The following is a 17,065-nucleotide window of genomic DNA, read 5'->3' on the forward strand; positions in this document are numbered from 1 at the left end:
GATCTCTGAAAAGGAGAGGCATTTAGCCTTCTCTCCTTAATAGTATATAGTTGAAACTGAGGTAATCGGTTTAATTTTGTTTTGCTTCTGTACGCTGATGTCCTGCAGCCGCTAATTCATTTAAATACCCAGGCCAAAGCTCATCATATTCATTACCGAGTTTATACAGCAACTCCCAGGTATAAATACCGGTACTATGCCCATCACTAAAATCAGGTGAAATTCCATAATTACCAATCGGTCTTATTGCATTAATCGCGACAGATTCTTTACCTGTTTGTAAAATTTCTTGTCCTGGCGCGTGTCCTAATGCTTCAGCAGAAGGGGTAAAAACCCGCAGGTACTCGCAAGGCAGATGAAAAGTTTTGCCATTGGCGAAACTTACTTCAAGAATACGGGATATTTTGTGTAATTTGATTTCCGTTGGATAAGTATCAATTGATTCTGCTTGAATACGCATAATTATAGTATATAACGACTTAAATCTTCATCCTGAACAAACTCAGAAAGATATTGATTTACATAATCCGCATCGATAACAATATTTTTATCGACTAAATCAGGCGCATCAAAGGAAACAGTTTCTAATAAACGTTCTAGTATAGTATGTAAACGTCTGGCACCAATATTTTCAGTTTTCTCATTTACTTCCCAGCCCAGTTCAGCAATGCGTTGAATACCCTCATCAGTAAAGCTAAGATTGACTCCTTCTGTTGCCAGTAAGGCTTGATATTGCTCGGTTAAAGAGGCATCTGGTTCTGTGAGAATACGAATAAAATCATCACTTGTTAGAGCGTCTAATTCAACTCGAATTGGGAATCGTCCTTGTAATTCAGGAATTAAATCAGATGGTTTGGATATATGAAAAGCACCAGAAGCAATAAATAAAATATGATCAGTTTTAATCATGCCGTACTTTGTACTAACAGTGCTGCCTTCAACTAAAGGTAATAAATCCCTTTGTACGCCTTCACGTGAGATATCACCACCGCCACCACTATCCGAACGTTTACATACTTTGTCAATTTCATCCAGAAAGACTATGCCTTGTTGCTCTACTGCAGAAACAGCAGCTAATTTAATTTCGTCTTCATTCACTAATTTAGCAGCATGCTCCTCTGTTAATAACTTAAGGGCATCTTTGACAGGTAGTTTACGGTCTTTGGTTTTATGGCTGCCAAGGTTCTGGAACATACCTTGCAACTGATTGGTCATTTCTTCCATTCCAGGAGGTGCCATGATTTCAACGCCGATACGTGAGGCCTGTACTTCTATTTCAATTTCTTTGGCATCAAAATCACCTTCACGTAATTTCTTACGCATTTTTTGCCGGGTACTCTCTTCAGTCTCAGAGAGCATTCCGCTATCAGCACGGGGTAATAAAATATCCAGAACCTCATCTTCAGCCGCATCCATGGCACGATGTTGTACTGATTTCATTTCTGTTTCGCGTGTCATTTTATAGGCGGTTTCAACTAAATCTCGTATGATAGACTCGACATCGCGACCGACATAACCCACTTCTGTAAATTTTGTTGCTTCAATTTTAATGAAAGGTGCATTTGCAAGACGTGCCAATCTGCGTGCTATTTCTGTTTTACCTACCCCGGTAGGGCCAATCATTAGAATATTCTTAGGCGTGATTTCATCGCGCATCGTGCCTTCGACCTGGGCACGTCGCCAGCGATTGCGTAATGCAATAGCAACTGAACGTTTAGCACTGGCCTGACCGATAATATGTTTATCTAATTCGTGTGCAATTTCTTTGGGAGTCATCTGTGTCATTTGTTTTTTTAATCCTTTGGCTCGGCGTCTAGCTCTTCAATACGTAAATTGTGGTTAGTATAAATACATATATCAGCCGCAATATTGAGCGATTTCTCGACAATTTCTCGTGCGCTTAAATCAGAATTCTCCAGTAACGCTCGCGCAGCGGATTGCGCGAAAGGACCGCCAGAACCAATGGCTATTAAATCATATTCAGGCTCAATAACATCACCATTACCCGAGATGATTAAGGAGGTTTTACTGTCTGCTATTGAGAGTAGGGCTTCTAATTTACGTAAAGCGCGTTCAGTACGCCAGTCTTTAGCCATTTCAACGGCTGCACGAGTAAGATTGCCATGATGCTTTTCCAGTTTTCCTTCAAAATGCTCAAACAGCGTGAAGGCATCGGCGGTTGCACCCGCAAATCCGGCAATTACTTTGTCATGGTATAAACGACGCACTTTACGTGCATTACCTTTCATAACAGTATTACCTAATGTAACCTGGCCATCACCACCGATAACAACTTTATCACCACGGCGCACAGAAAGAATTGTTGTACCTCTAAAATCCACTTTTTATTACCCATAATAGTACCTGAATCTGGATTGAAGTCCTGTATTCAGGTAGAAAATAAATCTTAAGATTTTACATGCTTACACAGTGTCTTGATAGCCTTTAAATTAGAAATCGTTTTAATAGTATGCCTAAAGATGGCTAATCAAAGTTAAAAACAATTGATCATACACTGACAGCAATATGTTTAGACGTCTATTATGTATTCTCTGGTAATGTGGAAATTTAAACTTTATTAAGAATAAGTTCCAACACTAGTTTACTACCAAAGTAGGCTAACAATAGACATGTAAAACCGTATAAAGTCCAGCGTATTGCCGTCTTGCCTCGCCAGCCATAACGTTTTCTACCGAGTAATAAGCAACTAAAAATTATCCAGGCAATTATGGATAAAATAGTCTTATGCGCCAGATGCTGTGCAAATAAGTCTTCTATAAAAATAAACCCACTGAGTAAAGAAAAGCTTAAAAACAACAACCCCGTGCTGATCATTTGAAATAACAAAGACTCCATCGCCTGCAAAGGTGGAAAGGCAAGCATTAATCGTCCAGGGTTATGACTCTTAAGCTGTTTGTTTTGTAGGGCCAGTAATAGTGCCTGGAAGGCCGCTATAGTGAGTAAACTAAAAGCAATAATTGAACTGAGAATATGTACATTCATTGCCAGTGAAAAATCTTGCGTTATTTTTACTGAACTGGGATAAAGCACATCAAGTGCCAGCATAAGTGCTGCGATAGGAAAAAGTGCTATGCCTAGTTTTTCAACAGGTTTAGACAAAGATGCAAACAATAGTAAAAAAGCGATGATTAGTGAAATAATGGCAGCGGTATGAAAAAAGCTAAAATCAATTCCCTGATTATGCCAGGCACTGAGCGAAAGTGATAAAAGATGTGCAATAGAAGCAAGCCAGGCAAACGTTAGAGCCAGTTTTTTATGTTGGTTCTCTTTAATATCGATTATTAGAGTAATGCTACTGGCAAAGTATAAGCAAAATGCTAAACCTTCAAGTAAGAATAAGTTCATATGGGGAGTATCTTTGAATATAAAGGGCTATGATTTTAAACTTTAAGCGTAAAGGTAACAGGGCCATCATTAGTCAGTGACACTTGCATATCTGCACCAAATTTTCCCGTTTGTATATGCGGGTAATTACCTTGTGCATAGCTAACAAGATAATGAAATAATTGCTTACCTTTTTCGGGGGAGGCTGCCGGTGTAAAGCTAGGGCGATTACCTGAATCAGTATCAGCAGCCAGAGTAAACTGAGGCACTAACAATAACTCTCCCTGAATGCTTTGCAAGCTCAGATTCATCCGCTGTTCTGCGTCAGGAAAAATGCGATAGTTCATAATGCGTTCAAACATTCGCTGCGCAGATTTCTCAGAATCCAGTTTTTCTATAGCGACTAATGCCAAAATACCGCGATCAATTTTAGCCACAAGCTGATTTTCAATGCTGACCTGGGCCTGAGTAACACGTTGAATTATAGAAATCATTTTTTAAAAAGTGAATGTATTTCAACCCAGCAGGTTTTCTAAAGCCATCATAATAATAAAACCAATCATCAGAGCAAACGTTGCATAGCGAGAGCGTCCATTTGAGTGAGATTCAGGAATGATCTCTTCCGAGATTACAAATATCATTGCGCCAGCCGCAAAGCCCATGGCAAAGGGTAGTACGGAAGAAAAAGTCGCGACCATCGTGATCCCTAATAGACCACCAACGGGCTCAACCAGACCTGTTAGCGTAGCAATACCGACGGCTTTCCATTTGTTATAGCCTAAAGCAACTAAAGGCAAGGCGACGGCAAGACCTTCGGGGATGTTTTGTAATGCGATAGCGATAGCTAGAACAATACCATTATTCAGATCACCTGTGCCAAAGCTAACACCAACAGACATTCCTTCGGGAAAATTATGAATAGTGATGGCGAATATAAATAGCCAGATTTTTTGTAAAGATTCAGCGTGCTCATTCAGGTCATCCTTAAAATGAATATGCGGTAATTTTTTATCGGCTAAATGCAGAAATAATGCGCCAAATGACATGCCAGCGGCAACGAACCAAAGTCCTTTACCAGGCCATAACTGGTTTCCATATTCAATACCCGGAACTAATAAAGAGAAAGCTGCCGCCGCAAGCATTACACCTGCAGCACCACCGAGTAAGCCATTATAGACGCTCGTTGAAACTTGTTTAAAAAGAGCGGCCGGTAAGGCGCCTACACCAGTAGCCAGACCAGCCAAGACGCTGGCCAAAAAGCCAATCATGGCAACTTTACCAAAAAACAGGTATAAACTACCAAAAACAAGAATTTGAGAGACTAAAAAAAGTGCGGCTAGAGTAAGCCAACGCTCATTTTTAGGCATCGCTTGTAATTTTTGATAATACGAATTTGAGTTCAGTTGTGACTTACATTTATCAAAAATATTAGTTAAATCTAGCGCGCTCATTACTTCCTCTGGGTATCTTAATGTGATTGAATATTAATCCATAAAGTATAACATCAACAATAACTTTCAAATCTATTTAACATGCCTGACCAGGTGCGTTCACTTACTGTTCAAAATATCAGAAAATGAAAAACAAATGCAATTATTGGAATATATATCTTGTGCTATTGTTATTTACCCGGTTTAGTTATGCAACTGATATCTTCAAATGGACTGACCCGCAAGGCCAGATCCATTATTCAGATAAAAAGCATAGCAATGCAATAGAATATAAGCCTGTTCAGGATTTTAGTTTTTATAATGTTCAAAAAGTCTATGATGGCGATACCGTACTACTAAGTGATGGACGCAAAATACGCTTGTTAGGTATTAATACACCGGAAATAGAACATGCAGATCAAGCTGAGCAAGCTGGAGGTGAGGTAGCACGGCAATGGTTAACGCAACAATTATTGAATACCCGGGTCAGACTGGAATTTGATTCTGAAAAACGTGACAAATATAAACGCCATTTAGCACATATTTTTACCGAACAAGGATTACATCTCAATCGTGAACTCGTACGATTAGGCTATGCAAGTACTAGCATCTATCCTCCAAATTTAAAATATGTTGCTGAATTACTTGCTGCGCAACAAGTGGCAGAAACAGGGCGTCTTGGTATCTGGCAGTACTCTGACTATGCCCCAAAATTTACCAGTGAATTAAGTAACAAAAACAAGCAGGGTTGGCAGCGAATAATCGGGCGTGTCTTGAGGATTAAAAGTACGTCGAAAAGCCGCTATTTAAAATTAAACGATAATTTTGATGTACGTATCAAAAAAGAGCATTTACAGTATTTCGACACTTTATCCTTATTAAAGGGAAAAAAAATTGAAGTCAGGGGCTGGGTCAATAAATATAAAAATGGTTTTTCTGTGTTAGTGAGACATCCCAGTGCTCTTAAAATATTATTTTAAGAGCATGGAACAATACACTGCTCTTGCCAAAGGCTACGGCCATTGCCAGCGAGCTGTGCCTTGTCTTTCACGCTCAGATTTTCCACAAAATCCGTGCACAACTGTGGTTTCTAGGTTTAACCCTTTTTGTAATTATGTAATAGTAAGGTGAAAATTCAAGGGTATTACTCATCTGGAGAAACAGTTTATGTCAGAGAAATATTTCGCAACAGGGCAGTGTTTATGTGGAAAAATTAGTTATACTATTTTTGCTCCTCCACGAGTCATGAGTCAGTGCCACTGTGATGACTGTCGAAAAGCGACAGGAACAGGGCATGCATCAAATGCTTTTTTTAAACAACAGGATGTGCAGATCATTGGTGAGCCTCGGAGTTATGACTCAGTCGCTGATAGTGGTTCGATAGTAACCCGCTATTTTTGCCCCGTGTGTGGCAGTCTTCTTTTTGGCGCCTTAGGAGGAATCAAAAATGTGCTGGCAGTAGCTGTTGGTTCATTAGATGATAGCTCATGGTTTAAGCCCAGCGTCATTGTGTATAACAAACGTAAACCACATTGGGATTTTATGGATCCAGATATTCCAACATATGCAGAAATGCCACCGTCTGTTGTCAAGAAGTGAACTACAGACTATTACCCCTAATTCAAGTGAGTAAGTAAAATGCGCCAGCTAGAAAGTGTCTTAAATGAAATCAGCTCTTATATCTGGGGGCCTGTCATGTTGACACTGCTATTAGGTATAGGAATTTTTTTAACTATTGGCTTAAAATTTTTTACTTTTCGCAAAGTGACCGCTGCGATGAGCATGCTCTGGCGTGGTCGAAAGTCTGATAAAGAAGGCGATATTACTCCGTTTCAGGCTCTGATGACCGCATTATCAGCAACCATAGGCACTGGTAATATCGCAGGGGTTGCCACGGCAATAGCATTAGGTGGTCCTGGTGCCGTATTCTGGATGTGGCTCACAGCATTATTTGGCATGGCTACTAAATATGCTGAAGCAGTATTGGCGGTTAAATATCGTGAAATAGATGATCAGGGCCAGCATGTTGGAGGTCCCATGTATTATATTAAAAATGGCCTTAAAGCAAAATGGAAATGGCTTGCAACTGCCTTTGCTTTTTTTGGTGCATTTGCCGCGTTTGGCATTGGAAATATGGTACAGGCTAACTCAGTGGCTGATGCAGTTGAAACCTTGTTTCATATCCCGACTCTATACACTGCTATTGCTTTAACTTTGCTTAGTGCCGTTGTTATTCTTGGCGGTATTCACCGGATTGCAGAGGTTGCCTCTGGTCTGGTTCCCTTTATGGCAATTAGCTATATAATTTGTGCTCTATGGGTGATTTTTACGCATTACCAGGAGATTCCACAAGCCCTAAGTTTAATTGTTCAAAGTGCATTTACTGAAACTGCTGCTGTAGGAGGGTTTACCGGTGCAGCCGTTTGGGCGGCTATTCGTTTTGGGGTTGCACGGGGTATTTTCTCTAATGAGGCAGGCTTGGGGAGTGCGCCAATTGCCCATGCTGCTGCTAAAACAAATGATCCCATACAGCAAGGTATGATAGCCATGTTAGGTACTTTTATAGACACTATTTTAGTCTGTACGATGACTGCATTAGTAATAATTCTCAGTGGAGCCTGGTCTAGCGGTGAAAATGGTGCTGCTTTATCGACCTTGGCATTTGAAACCAGCTTGCCTGGCGTTGGGAGTTATGTCGTCGTTCTGGGGCTAGTCGTATTTGCATTTACGACAATTTTAGGCTGGAGTTATTATGGTGAACGTTGTGCGGAATACTTATTTGGTACAAAAGTTATCTGGCCCTACCGTCTGTTATGGTTAATTGTCATTCCTGTAGGTGCCATGAGCAAGCTTACGCTAGTCTGGCTGTTTGCTGATATCATGAATGGCATGATGGCGATTCCAAACCTGATTGCTCTGGCTTTATTAAGCCCCGTCATATTTAGAATGACGACCAGTTATCAGCACGCCGAATAAACATAATGTAATTCCTCTTAGGAACGAATATTTTTTAACTTCGACATTTGATAAGGAGTGCAATAACTTTAGAGACTGTGAAAGTATTCACTTACTTTAATGCGATATAATATTAGAATCATTAAATAGATCTAAAACTGAAATAATGACTACTCGTCGCTACCAATCCAGCCTCAATCGTCAGCAAGAAATGTTACTGCCTTCGCGTGTTGAGGATTATGTCAGTCAAAATAATACTGTGCGTGCGATTGACGCTTATGTCAATACATTAGATGTTAAGGAACTAGGATTTCAGCACACCGAAACTATTATCACTTCAGGACAACCGCCTTTTAATCCTGCTGCTTTATTAAAACTCTATTTATATGGTTATTTGCAGGGGATTCGCAGCAGTCGCAAATTGGAAAGTGAGACTCGACGTAATTTGGAGGTGATGTGGCTAGTTGAAGGATTGTTACCCACATACAAAACGATTGCCGATTTTCGCAAAAGCAATAGTACGGCATTGAAAGCGGCTAATCGTGACTTTTTGTTGCTATGTAAAGAACTGTCCTTATTTGGTGGAGAGACAGTCGCGGTGGATGGGAGTTTTTTTAAAGGCGACGTCAGTAAGCAAGGTATTTACACCGAGGATAAGCTTAAAAAACAGCTTGAGGCATTGGAAAAGAAAATCACCCAATATCAAGATGAACTAGATAAACAGGATACTGCCGATAATAAATTAGATCAAGACTCGTTAAATGAAGATAACAACTTGGTTGAAAAGCTGGCGATAATCAAACAGAAAAAGGCAGAAAAAGAAGCGTTGCAGCAACAGTTAAAAGACCGTGGTGAAAAGCAAATTTCTACAGTTGATGAAGATGCGCGGCTTTTGACCAAACGCGGAGAAACGGTGGCGGGCTATAACGTTCAAATCGCTGTTGATAACAAACACCGTTTGATTGTTGCCGAGGACGTGGTGCAAGACGGTAATGACATGCAGCAGCTTGCGCCGATGCTGGAAAAGGCTCAGAGCATTTTGCAATCAGAAAATCTTGATGGCCTGGGGGACTCAGGTTATTTCAATGGAAGCCAAATAAAAGCCTGTGAAGATCAAAATATCACGGTTTATGTCCCTGTCCCTGATAAGTCTAGGCGCATGGCTGAAAAAGGACGATTAACCCGTGAACAATTTGAATATGATAACCTGAGTTCGGGATAAGACGTCATAACAAAGGTAATAAATCTTCTCTACGTAAGTTGAGTGCAGGCTTTTTTTCCTGGTAAGAATAAGCAACTAAACAAGCAACAATATTGATCATATAATTCGTAAGCGAACGATGTCTAGAGTGCTCAAGCTGAAAAATATTTTTAAGTTGATCATTGATAGTTTCAATAATGCTACGCTTTCTCAATAAAAGTGCATCAAAAGCAGCTATGACTCGTGGTTTCATATTTTTCTTGAGAGTTGTGATTAACTCAACATCATCGGTTGCTAAAAGTTCAGTGAGTTTTTTAGAAATATATCCTCTATCGCCAAAAAGCTTTCCAATCAGATTTTTAGCCAATTTTGGTACGGGTTTACGGTCATCAACATTCCCTTTCGTGATTGAAAAAGAAAGTATTTCCCCTCGATCATCCACAATAATGTGTAATTTAAACCCATAGAACCAGCCCGTAGAAGACTTGCCTCGTTGGGCCACATCTTTGAAAGTTTTATGGCGCGGAATACGAATATTTTTACAAACGCAAAGGGGTGTTGAATCAACAAATGCAATACCTTCACTTCGGCCACAACGTGTTTGCATAAAAGCCGTTAAAGGACCGATAATATCGGGCAATAATTCAATGAAACGGTTATAACTCGGCACCTTTGGGAAAGCTTTAGATAAGTTTTTGGGCAAGTAGCGTAAATAAAACCATTTAAATGTGTCATACCCTGACTGATGATAGTAAACAATCAAAGTAATTATTTCACTGGGGCTAATGCAACGCTTTTTCCGTCTTTTCTTTTCACCGTTTTCTATTTGGGTTTTCTCCCAGTGGGGTAAAAAGGTTTTACAAAAATCATCTACATCACAAAATAATCGGGTTAAACTTAGCATTGGGCAGTCTTAGAAAAAATAAATTCTTGGTTGTTTCTATTTTTTCAGATTTTCAAAAGACTGCCCACCTTTTCTTATCCCGAACTCAGGTTATGATACTGAGCAAGATTGCTATGTTTGCCCTCAAGATGAAAAACTGACTCGACGAGGCAAGCCTTTGCAAAAAGGTGGCAAAAACTATATTCGTTACAAAAGCGATGCCGCTGTTTGTGCGGAATGTCCTTTGCAAAAAAAATGTCTGAGTGAAAAAGCAAAATCAAAACAAATAGAACGTTGGGAGCATGAAGAAGTCGTTGACCACCACAAGCAACGTATGGCAAAAAATCCCAATAAAATGCGTCAGCGAGCGGCATTAGCTGAACACCCTTTTGGTACATTAAAACACCGAGCAGGCATAAATCACTTTTTGATGCGTGGATTAGAAAAATGCGGTGGTGAATTTGGTTTAATGGTCTTAGGTTATAACTTTGTCCGCGTAATAAACCTGCTCGGCGTCGATTTTCTAAGGGATTATTGCGTCCAACGACAAAAAATAAATTAAAAAACAGCCAATATGCTTAAAAATAGTGGGAAAAAGGACTTTTTTCTAAGAAAAAACGTCATTTTTAGAAATATATACTTTAAAAGCTTGCAAAACAGGCCCTGTTTTAAAAAAATGGGGATTTAGTGATGAATACTTTCATAGCCTCTTTAGCTATTGCAGTGTATGACGAAAAAAGCTAAAGCGTTTTTACGCCTGCTCAAGTTATTAACGTCTTATTCCTTAGGCACTTTAAAGTTCTGTTTGCCTGTTTATCAATATTGCGTAGCCTTTTAGGAGTAATGGCGTTATCAGGTCCAAGATAAAGGCGGTGAAGATGACCACTGAAAAAACGTTCTTATCCAGAGCGCCTATTATTAGCCCGCCCATAATGGCTGGCAAACCAATTTTGCGCATAACTACAGCGGGCAAAAAGAAGGGCGTTACTTAAAAGCTTTAAATTTGATTAAATTAGTCGCTAAAGGCTCTCATTTTTTTATAGATACAGTATAATGAATGACTGAGTTTAGCTTTTTTAAATAGTGATATGGAGAATGTTAATGTTAAAAAGATTAGCTGTTTTAGTGGGATTGCTTATGTTAAGTCAATTGGCTCAGGCAGAAATTAAGATAGGAGTTGTTAATATACCCTTGTTAATGGCAAATGCTCCCCAAGCGGCTGAAGCCAAGGAGCGTCTGGAAAAAGAGTTTTCGCCTAAAGACAAGCAGTTAGTTGCACAGCAAAAAAAGATCAAAAGTCTGGAAGAAAAATTGGCCCGAGATGGCATGACGATGTCGGAAACCAAAAAAAGGGATTTGGAACGTGAAATAATTGCCATCCGTAGAGATGCACAACGTGCTCAGCAAGAATTTAAAGAAGATTTTAGTATTCGCCGCAACGAAGAGTTAGGTAAAATGCAGAATAGAATTATTGAAGCTGTTAAAGCATTAGCCGAAGAAGGCGATTATGATCTACTTTTAACTGAAGGCGTGATTCATGCCAGTGCTAAAGTAGATGTTACAGATAAAGTACAAGATAAACTTTCTAAAATGCCTTAGTGTAGTTGTCAAGTTTCTAAATCAGAATGCAGCCCCACCTTGAGAGTGGGGTGCTTTCTTTAGCTCAAGAGAAAATTAGAAAACATAACTTTAATTTCATGTTTTGCAATTCTATTTATAGAAAATATGAGTAACTTTGTTGTTATCACCATCAATACAAAGATATGTTTAAAGTGTTAATTCGTTAAGTTGAAAAGGTTGTTAAATTGGAAACATTACTTGATATCAAGAAAATTCAAGCATTTTTACCCCATAGGTATCCATTTTTATTGATTGATAAAGTCGTAGAATGTGAACCTGGGGTCAGGTTATTAGGGGTCAAGAACGTTACTTATAATGAACCTATCTTTCAGGGACATTTTCCACATATGGCAATTTTTCCGGGTGTATTAATTCTTGAGGCATTAGCTCAGGCAACTGGGTTATTGGCATCTGAGACTTCTCCAGACGAGTTAGGTCATGGTATGACCTACTTCCTGACAGGGATAGATAAAGCAAAATTCAAACGCCCTGTAGTACCGGGTGATCAAATGATGCTGGAAGCAGTGTTTGAAAGAAGTAAGCGTAATATATGGTCGTTTAACTGTACTGCAACAGTAGATGGTGAATTTGTTGCTAGTGCTAATATTCGTTGTGCAGCAGTTGGTGATAAGTTTGATTGATGCAAAAGCAATAGTTGATATTAAGGCCGAAATTGCAGAAGATGTCCAGATAGGACCTTTTTCTGTTATTGGCGCTGATGTCACTATTGGTTCGGGGACGGTTATTGGCCCACATGTTGTAATGAAAGGCCCGGTGACGATAGGTAAAGATAACCATATTTATCAATTTACCTCGATTGGTGAAGATCCTCAGGATAAAAAATACGCAGATGAAAAAACCAGCCTGGTTATAGGTGATAGAAATGTTATCCGCGAATTTGCTACCTTGCATAGAGGTACCTTGCAAGACCATGCTGAAACTCGTATAGGCGATGATAATCTCTTTATGGCTTATACCCACGTCGCTCATGATTGTGTGATTGGTAATAATGTCATTATGGCAAATGGTGCATCTCTAGCTGGACATGTGCATCTATGTGATAACTCCATATTAGGTGGTTTTACTTTAGTACATCAATTCACTCAAATCGGTACTTTTAGTTTCTCGGCTATGGGCAGTGCCATTACCCAGGATGTTCCGCCTTATGTCATGGTTGGTGGTCGCCCTACGCGACCGCACGGAATTAATTCAGTAGGCATGGAACGTTCAGGTAGCAGTCCTGAAGCAACTCGTTTAATACGTAAAGCTTATAAAATCTTATATAAAAACAACCTTCGTCTGGAAGACGCAATCGAAGAAATGGAAGATTTGGCAGGTGAGTGTGATGAAATTTCCAACATGGTCAGTTTCTTGCGTAATGTCACTCGTGGTATCTTACGCTGAAAGTTGATTTCTTTGTATTCGCAGCAAAAAATCATAGCCGGAGTTGATGAAGTAGGTCGCGGCTGCATTGTTGGTCCCGTCATAGCGGCCGCAGTTATTTTAGACCCAAAACGTCCCATTACTGGATTGACCGATTCAAAAAAAATATCTGCAAAGAAACGAGACGTGTTAGCTGATACCATAAAGCGACAATGTATCGCCTGGTCAATAGGTAGAGCGGAAGCCAGCGAAATAGATCAAGTTAATATCCTGCATGCTTCATTATTAGCAATGCAACGCGCTGTCAAGGGGTTATCAGTGCAACCCGACTGGTTAAAAATTGACGGAAATCAATATCCAGATATTGACTGTCCAGGAGAAACTATTATTCAGGGCGATTTATTAATTGCTGAAATATCTGCAGCGTCAATTATTGCAAAAGTCTATCGAGATAATGAAATGTCAGTCTTAGATGCACTTTACCCGGGCTATGAATTTGTCCGGCATAAAGGTTATCCAACAAAATTCCATAAAGAGAAATTAATTAAGCTGGGAGTAAGCGAGCAACACCGATGCTCTTTTACTCCTGTAAGACAAATGCTATAGTCGAGGTCTTCACTATAGCAGCATAAGCGTTATTCCCCGTGCAGTATAATAATTCACCTCACCTATCTAAATTGCAAGTTTATGCAGCCTGAATTTGTCCATTTACGTGTACATTCCGAGTATTCTCTGGTTGATGGTATTGTCAAAATCAAGCCGCTTATAAATCAGTTAGCAGGCTCTGACATGCCTGCGGTTGCCATTACTGACCATTCTAATCTGTTTGCTCTGGTTAAGTTCTATCGTGCTGCACTTGCTAAAGGTATCAAACCGATAGCAGGCGCAGATGTTAATGTTTTTAACCCAGATGCTGCATCCGAGCCTTTTCGCCTGACGCTATTAGTTAAAAACAACGCAGGCTATGTTACTTTAACTGAACTCATATCTAGAGCGTATCAGGAAGGCCAGCATTTAGGTATTCCTATGCTGCAACGTGAGTGGCTGGAACAAAACCACAATGGCTTAATTGCTTTATCAGGTGCCATGGAGGGTGATATTGGCCAGGCTTTGTTAGCCGATGATCAGCAGCAAGCAAAGAAAATTGCACAATATTGGAATCAACTATTTCCCCAATGTTTTTACATAGAATTACAACGCATAGGCAAGAAACATGAAGAGCGTTATCTTGCCAGTGTGGTTGCTTTAGCCACAGAGCTAGATTTACCCGTCGTAGCAACTAATAATGTACGTTTTTTAAAAACTGAAAATTTTGGTGCGCATGAGGTGCGGGTGTGCATTAATCAGGGACGAGTAATTGATGATAAGCGTCGTCCGAAAGACTATACAGAACAGCAATATTTGCGTAGCACTGCCGAAATGCAGGCGCTATTTGCCGATATTCCCGAAGCATTAGCTAATACTGTAGAAATAGCTAAACGATGTAATATTCAATTAACTTTAGGAAAAAACTTTTTACCTGATTTTCCGGTGCCTGAGGGCATGTCTCTGGATGAGTTTTTTATTGCTGAATCTGAGAAAGGTTTAGATGCCCGATTAGAAAAATATCCTGCTGTTGGCCAGGGCACTGCGGAAGAAAACCGTAAAATTTATGATCAGCGCTTAAAAATGGAACTGGATATCATTGTACAAATGGGTTTTCCAGGCTATTTTATGATTGTTGCTGATTTTATACAGTGGGCAAAAGATAATGCTATTCCTGTTGGACCTGGGCGTGGTTCGGGAGCGGGATCATTAGTTGCCTATGTACTTAATATCACTGATTTAGACCCGATTGAATTTGATTTACTATTCGAGCGTTTTTTAAACCCTGAGCGGGTGTCCATGCCGGATTTCGATGTCGATTTCTGTATGGATAGACGCGACGAAGTGATTGAATATGTTGCCCAACATTATGGACGGGATAAAGTATCGCAAATTATTACCTACGGGTCGATGGCGGCTAAAGCAGCTATTCGTGATGTTGGGCGGGTGTTAGGCCATCCTTATGGTTTTGTCGACAGATTGTCAAAACTGGTGCCCTTTGAAATTGGCATAACGCTATCAAAAGCTTTAAAGGATGTCGCTGAGTTTCAGGAACTATATGTTAACGACGCTGATGTAAAAAGCCTGATGGATATGGCGCTTTCATTAGAAGGTACTGTTAGAAATGCCGGTAAACATGCCGGTGGAGTGGTTATAGCGCCAACTAAATTAACAGATTTTTCAGCTTTATATTGTGAGCAAGGCGGTGGTAATTTAGTCACTCAATTTGATAAAGATGATGTTGAGGCTGTCGGTTTAGTGAAGTTTGATTTTTTAGGCCTAAGAACTTTAACTATTATCGATTGGGCTCTGCAAACGATTAATAAGAGTCAGGCAGAGGCTAATCAACCGCTGGTAGATATTACCCAAATTCCACGGGATGATACTGCATCTTATGAGCTGTTAAAAAACGCGGAAACTACAGCCGTGTTTCAGCTTGAATCTCGCGGCATGAAAGAGCTGATTAAAAAACTTAAACCCGATTGCTTTGACGATATTATTGCCCTGGTTGCCTTATACCGCCCCGGACCATTAGAATCAGGCATGGTTGATGACTATATCAATGTAAAGCATGGAACAAAGGCGGAATATGCGCATCCTAGTCTGATACCCGTTTTAGAGCCAACTAATGGCGTCATTTTGTATCAAGAGCAAGTGATGCAAATTGCCCGTGAAATGGGTGGCTATACCTTAGGCGGTGCTGATTTATTACGCCGAGCCATGGGTAAGAAAAAAGTAGAAGAAATGGCCCAGCAGCGCGCTATTTTTACGGAAGGCGCAATTGCCAATGGTATAGATGAAAAAATAGCGACTTATGTATTCGATTTAATGGAGAAATTTGCCGGCTATGGTTTTAATAAGTCGCACTCAGCCGCGTATGCTCTGGTAGCCTATCAAACTGCCTGGTTAAAAGCCCACTATCCAGCTGCATTTATGGCTGCAGTACTGTCTTCAGATATGGATAATACCGACAAAATTGTTATCCTGATTGCAGAATGCCAGGAAATGAAATTAGCGGTATGTCCACCAAATATCAATGTTTCTAATTATCGCTTTACCGTTAATGCAGCCGGTGAAATCGTCTATGGAATCGGAGCCATTAAAGGCGTTGGTGAAGCGGCAATAGAAGATCTGTTACGTGAAAGAGAGGCCAATGGTCCTTTTACAGGCTTATATAATCTATGTAAACGCGTTGATTTGCGTAAAGTTAACCGGCGTGTTTTTGAAGCTCTGATACGTGGTGGTGCCTTTGATATTTTTAATGATAATCGTGCCAGTCATATGGTGGAATTGCCAACAGCTATAAAAGTTGCCGAACATCATGTCAAAATGGCTGAAGTGGGGCAAAATGATTTATTTGGTCTGGCTGTAAATGCTGAAAGTCGGGATGATGAAATTAAGGATTATGCTAACAATGTAGCTACCTGGCCAGAAAAAGAACGTCTGGCATTTGAAAAATTAGCGCTAGGCTTGTTTTTAACAGGCCACCCGATAGATCAATACTGGCCTGAGTTACAAAATATCGTGCATGGCAGTATCGCCAAAGTCATGGCAAATGTTGAAAATAGCAGAGGTAAAATTGATGTTCGGTTGGCAGGATTATTAATTGGCATCAGAACCCGCTTAGACCGAAAAGGACGCAACATGGGCTTCGCGACCTTAGATGATAAAAGTGCGCGAGTCGATGTAGCCATCTATAGTGAAACTTTTGAGCTATATAAAGATTTATTATCCACAGATGAAGTGCTGGTGGTTGAAGGCTCAGCGCGTATAGATGGATATTCGGGCATGTTAAGTGTTACAGCTGAAAAATTATATAGCATGGATCAGGCCAGAGAAAGCTTTGCCCGGTGTTTAATGCTGGATTGGGACAGTGTTATAACAGCAGGAAAAACGCCGGGGTTTATACAAAGCATGCAGGAAACCCTGCAGCCTTTTTGCGGCGGGCAATGTATGCTTATCATTAACTATCAATCGGCCACGGCCAAAGCAAGTGTGCAATTAGGTGATGACTGGCGCGTACATCCTACTGATGAATTGATGACACGCTTGCAACGCCTACTTCAACAAGATGATACTGTCAGTATCAAATATCGTTAAGGCTAATTTATACGCGTCATTGATGAAGAGCATCAGCTTGTTAGTTTAAATTTCTCACTCAAA

General features: G+C 40.1%; 17 protein-coding genes. 10 read left to right on the top strand and 7 right to left on the bottom strand.

The features are described 5' to 3' along the window. Positions 1–70: 70 nt before the first annotated feature. The 6 genes from AU255_RS07770 to AU255_RS07795 form a co-directional block, all read right to left on the bottom strand. The gene (locus AU255_RS07770) at positions 71–460 is read right to left on the bottom strand and encodes a gamma-butyrobetaine hydroxylase-like domain-containing protein (RefSeq protein WP_080522342.1); all 390 of its coding nucleotides are present in this window, start codon (positions 458–460) and stop codon (positions 71–73) included. A gap of 2 nt (positions 461–462) precedes the next feature. Beyond that, entirely contained in the window at positions 463–1,785 is a 1,323-nt protein-coding gene (gene hslU, locus AU255_RS07775) for an ATP-dependent protease ATPase subunit HslU (protein WP_080522343.1), read from the bottom strand. Between the two features lie 8 nt (positions 1,786–1,793). Then, positions 1,794–2,342 (bottom strand): ATP-dependent protease subunit HslV, encoded by a 549-nt coding sequence (gene hslV / locus AU255_RS07780; protein WP_080522344.1) that lies wholly within the window; start codon positions 2,340–2,342, stop codon positions 1,794–1,796. 226 nt (positions 2,343–2,568) lie between these two features. Further along, a complete protein-coding gene (locus tag AU255_RS07785) occupies positions 2,569–3,366 on the bottom strand; it encodes a cytochrome C assembly family protein (RefSeq protein ID WP_080522345.1) in 798 nt (265 codons plus the stop codon). Positions 3,367–3,401: 35 nt separating this feature from the next. After that, a complete protein-coding gene (dtd, locus tag AU255_RS07790; protein ID WP_080522346.1) occupies positions 3,402–3,839 on the bottom strand; it encodes a D-aminoacyl-tRNA deacylase in 438 nt (145 codons plus the stop codon). Positions 3,840–3,860: 21 nt separating this feature from the next. Next, complete coding sequence (locus AU255_RS07795) at positions 3,861–4,796, bottom strand: ZIP family metal transporter (protein WP_080522347.1); 936 nt, start codon at positions 4,794–4,796, stop codon at positions 3,861–3,863. Positions 4,797–4,921: 125 nt separating this feature from the next. Between AU255_RS07795 and AU255_RS07800 the strand changes: the two genes are divergently transcribed. The 4 genes from AU255_RS07800 to AU255_RS07815 all read left to right on the top strand — a co-directional run bounded on the left by AU255_RS07800 (position 4,922) and on the right by AU255_RS07815 (position 8,952). Continuing rightward, entirely contained in the window at positions 4,922–5,755 is an 834-nt protein-coding gene (locus tag AU255_RS07800; RefSeq protein ID WP_080522348.1) for a thermonuclease family protein, read from the top strand. A 187-nt stretch (positions 5,756–5,942) separates the two neighbouring features. Continuing rightward, positions 5,943–6,374 carry a GFA family protein gene (locus AU255_RS07805; protein ID WP_080522349.1) on the top strand — a complete coding sequence of 144 codons (432 nt, stop codon included), beginning with the start codon at positions 5,943–5,945 and terminating at the stop codon, positions 6,372–6,374. 39 nt (positions 6,375–6,413) lie between these two features. Further along, positions 6,414–7,751, top strand: a complete 1,338-nt coding sequence (locus tag AU255_RS07810; RefSeq protein WP_080522350.1) for an alanine/glycine:cation symporter family protein — start codon at positions 6,414–6,416, stop codon at positions 7,749–7,751. A gap of 145 nt (positions 7,752–7,896) precedes the next feature. Continuing rightward, the gene (locus AU255_RS07815) at positions 7,897–8,952 is read left to right on the top strand and encodes an IS1182 family transposase (protein ID WP_233144580.1); all 1,056 of its coding nucleotides are present in this window, start codon (positions 7,897–7,899) and stop codon (positions 8,950–8,952) included. 4 nt (positions 8,953–8,956) lie between these two features. Here AU255_RS07815 and AU255_RS07820 read toward each other — a convergent pair whose 3' ends face one another. Further along, complete coding sequence (locus tag AU255_RS07820; protein WP_080521034.1) at positions 8,957–9,835, bottom strand: IS982 family transposase; 879 nt, start codon at positions 9,833–9,835, stop codon at positions 8,957–8,959. Positions 9,836–9,992: 157 nt separating this feature from the next. Between AU255_RS07820 and AU255_RS07825 the strand changes: the two genes are divergently transcribed. The 6 genes from AU255_RS07825 to dnaE all read left to right on the top strand — a co-directional run bounded on the left by AU255_RS07825 (position 9,993) and on the right by dnaE (position 17,002). After that, on the top strand, positions 9,993–10,376 hold the full coding sequence (locus AU255_RS07825) for a transposase (RefSeq protein ID WP_233144581.1): 384 nt from the start codon (positions 9,993–9,995) through the stop codon (positions 10,374–10,376). Positions 10,377–10,915: 539 nt separating this feature from the next. Further along, the gene (locus AU255_RS07830; RefSeq protein ID WP_080522352.1) at positions 10,916–11,413 is read left to right on the top strand and encodes an OmpH family outer membrane protein; all 498 of its coding nucleotides are present in this window, start codon (positions 10,916–10,918) and stop codon (positions 11,411–11,413) included. A gap of 206 nt (positions 11,414–11,619) precedes the next feature. Beyond that, positions 11,620–12,075, top strand: coding sequence for a 3-hydroxyacyl-ACP dehydratase FabZ (gene fabZ, locus AU255_RS07835; RefSeq protein ID WP_080522353.1), 456 nt, complete (start codon positions 11,620–11,622; stop codon positions 12,073–12,075). Next, positions 12,068–12,838 (top strand): acyl-ACP--UDP-N-acetylglucosamine O-acyltransferase, encoded by a 771-nt coding sequence (gene lpxA / locus AU255_RS07840; RefSeq protein ID WP_080522354.1) that lies wholly within the window; start codon positions 12,068–12,070, stop codon positions 12,836–12,838. Before fabZ ends, lpxA begins: the two co-directional genes overlap by 8 nt. 12 nt (positions 12,839–12,850) lie before the next feature. After that, entirely contained in the window at positions 12,851–13,423 is a 573-nt protein-coding gene (gene rnhB / locus AU255_RS07845) for a ribonuclease HII (protein WP_233144582.1), read from the top strand. A gap of 81 nt (positions 13,424–13,504) precedes the next feature. Continuing rightward, positions 13,505–17,002: a DNA polymerase III subunit alpha gene (gene dnaE, locus AU255_RS07850; RefSeq protein ID WP_080522356.1), complete on the top strand. Its 3,498-nt coding sequence runs from the start codon at positions 13,505–13,507 to the stop codon at positions 17,000–17,002. The last annotated feature ends 63 nt before the right edge of the window (positions 17,003–17,065 follow it).

It is taken from the genome of Methyloprofundus sedimenti (assembly GCF_002072955.1).
Lineage (GTDB): Bacteria > Pseudomonadota > Gammaproteobacteria > Methylococcales > Methylomonadaceae > Methyloprofundus > Methyloprofundus sedimenti.

What these genes read in the sequence shown, in the direction of transcription:
- AU255_RS07810 (WP_080522350.1), top strand. Translation starts at nt 6,414, where the DNA reads ATGCGCCAGCTAGAAAGTGTCTTAAATGAAATCAGCTCTTATATCTGG.
- AU255_RS07815 (WP_233144580.1), top strand. Translation starts at nt 7,897, where the DNA reads ATGACTACTCGTCGCTACCAATCCAGCCTCAATCGTCAGCAAGAAATG.
- hslU (WP_080522343.1), bottom strand. Translation starts at nt 1,785, where the DNA reads ATGACACAGATGACTCCCAAAGAAATTGCACACGAATTAGATAAACAT.
- AU255_RS07785 (WP_080522345.1), bottom strand. Translation starts at nt 3,366, where the DNA reads ATGAACTTATTCTTACTTGAAGGTTTAGCATTTTGCTTATACTTTGCC.
- AU255_RS07820 (WP_080521034.1), bottom strand. Translation starts at nt 9,835, where the DNA reads ATGCTAAGTTTAACCCGATTATTTTGTGATGTAGATGATTTTTGTAAA.
- AU255_RS07770 (WP_080522342.1), bottom strand. Translation starts at nt 460, where the DNA reads ATGCGTATTCAAGCAGAATCAATTGATACTTATCCAACGGAAATCAAA.
- AU255_RS07830 (WP_080522352.1), top strand. Translation starts at nt 10,916, where the DNA reads ATGTTAAAAAGATTAGCTGTTTTAGTGGGATTGCTTATGTTAAGTCAA.
- dtd (WP_080522346.1), bottom strand. Translation starts at nt 3,839, where the DNA reads ATGATTTCTATAATTCAACGTGTTACTCAGGCCCAGGTCAGCATTGAA.
- AU255_RS07800 (WP_080522348.1), top strand. Translation starts at nt 4,922, where the DNA reads ATGAAAAACAAATGCAATTATTGGAATATATATCTTGTGCTATTGTTA.
- AU255_RS07795 (WP_080522347.1), bottom strand. Translation starts at nt 4,796, where the DNA reads ATGAGCGCGCTAGATTTAACTAATATTTTTGATAAATGTAAGTCACAA.
- AU255_RS07805 (WP_080522349.1), top strand. Translation starts at nt 5,943, where the DNA reads ATGTCAGAGAAATATTTCGCAACAGGGCAGTGTTTATGTGGAAAAATT.
- dnaE (WP_080522356.1), top strand. Translation starts at nt 13,505, where the DNA reads ATGCAGCCTGAATTTGTCCATTTACGTGTACATTCCGAGTATTCTCTG.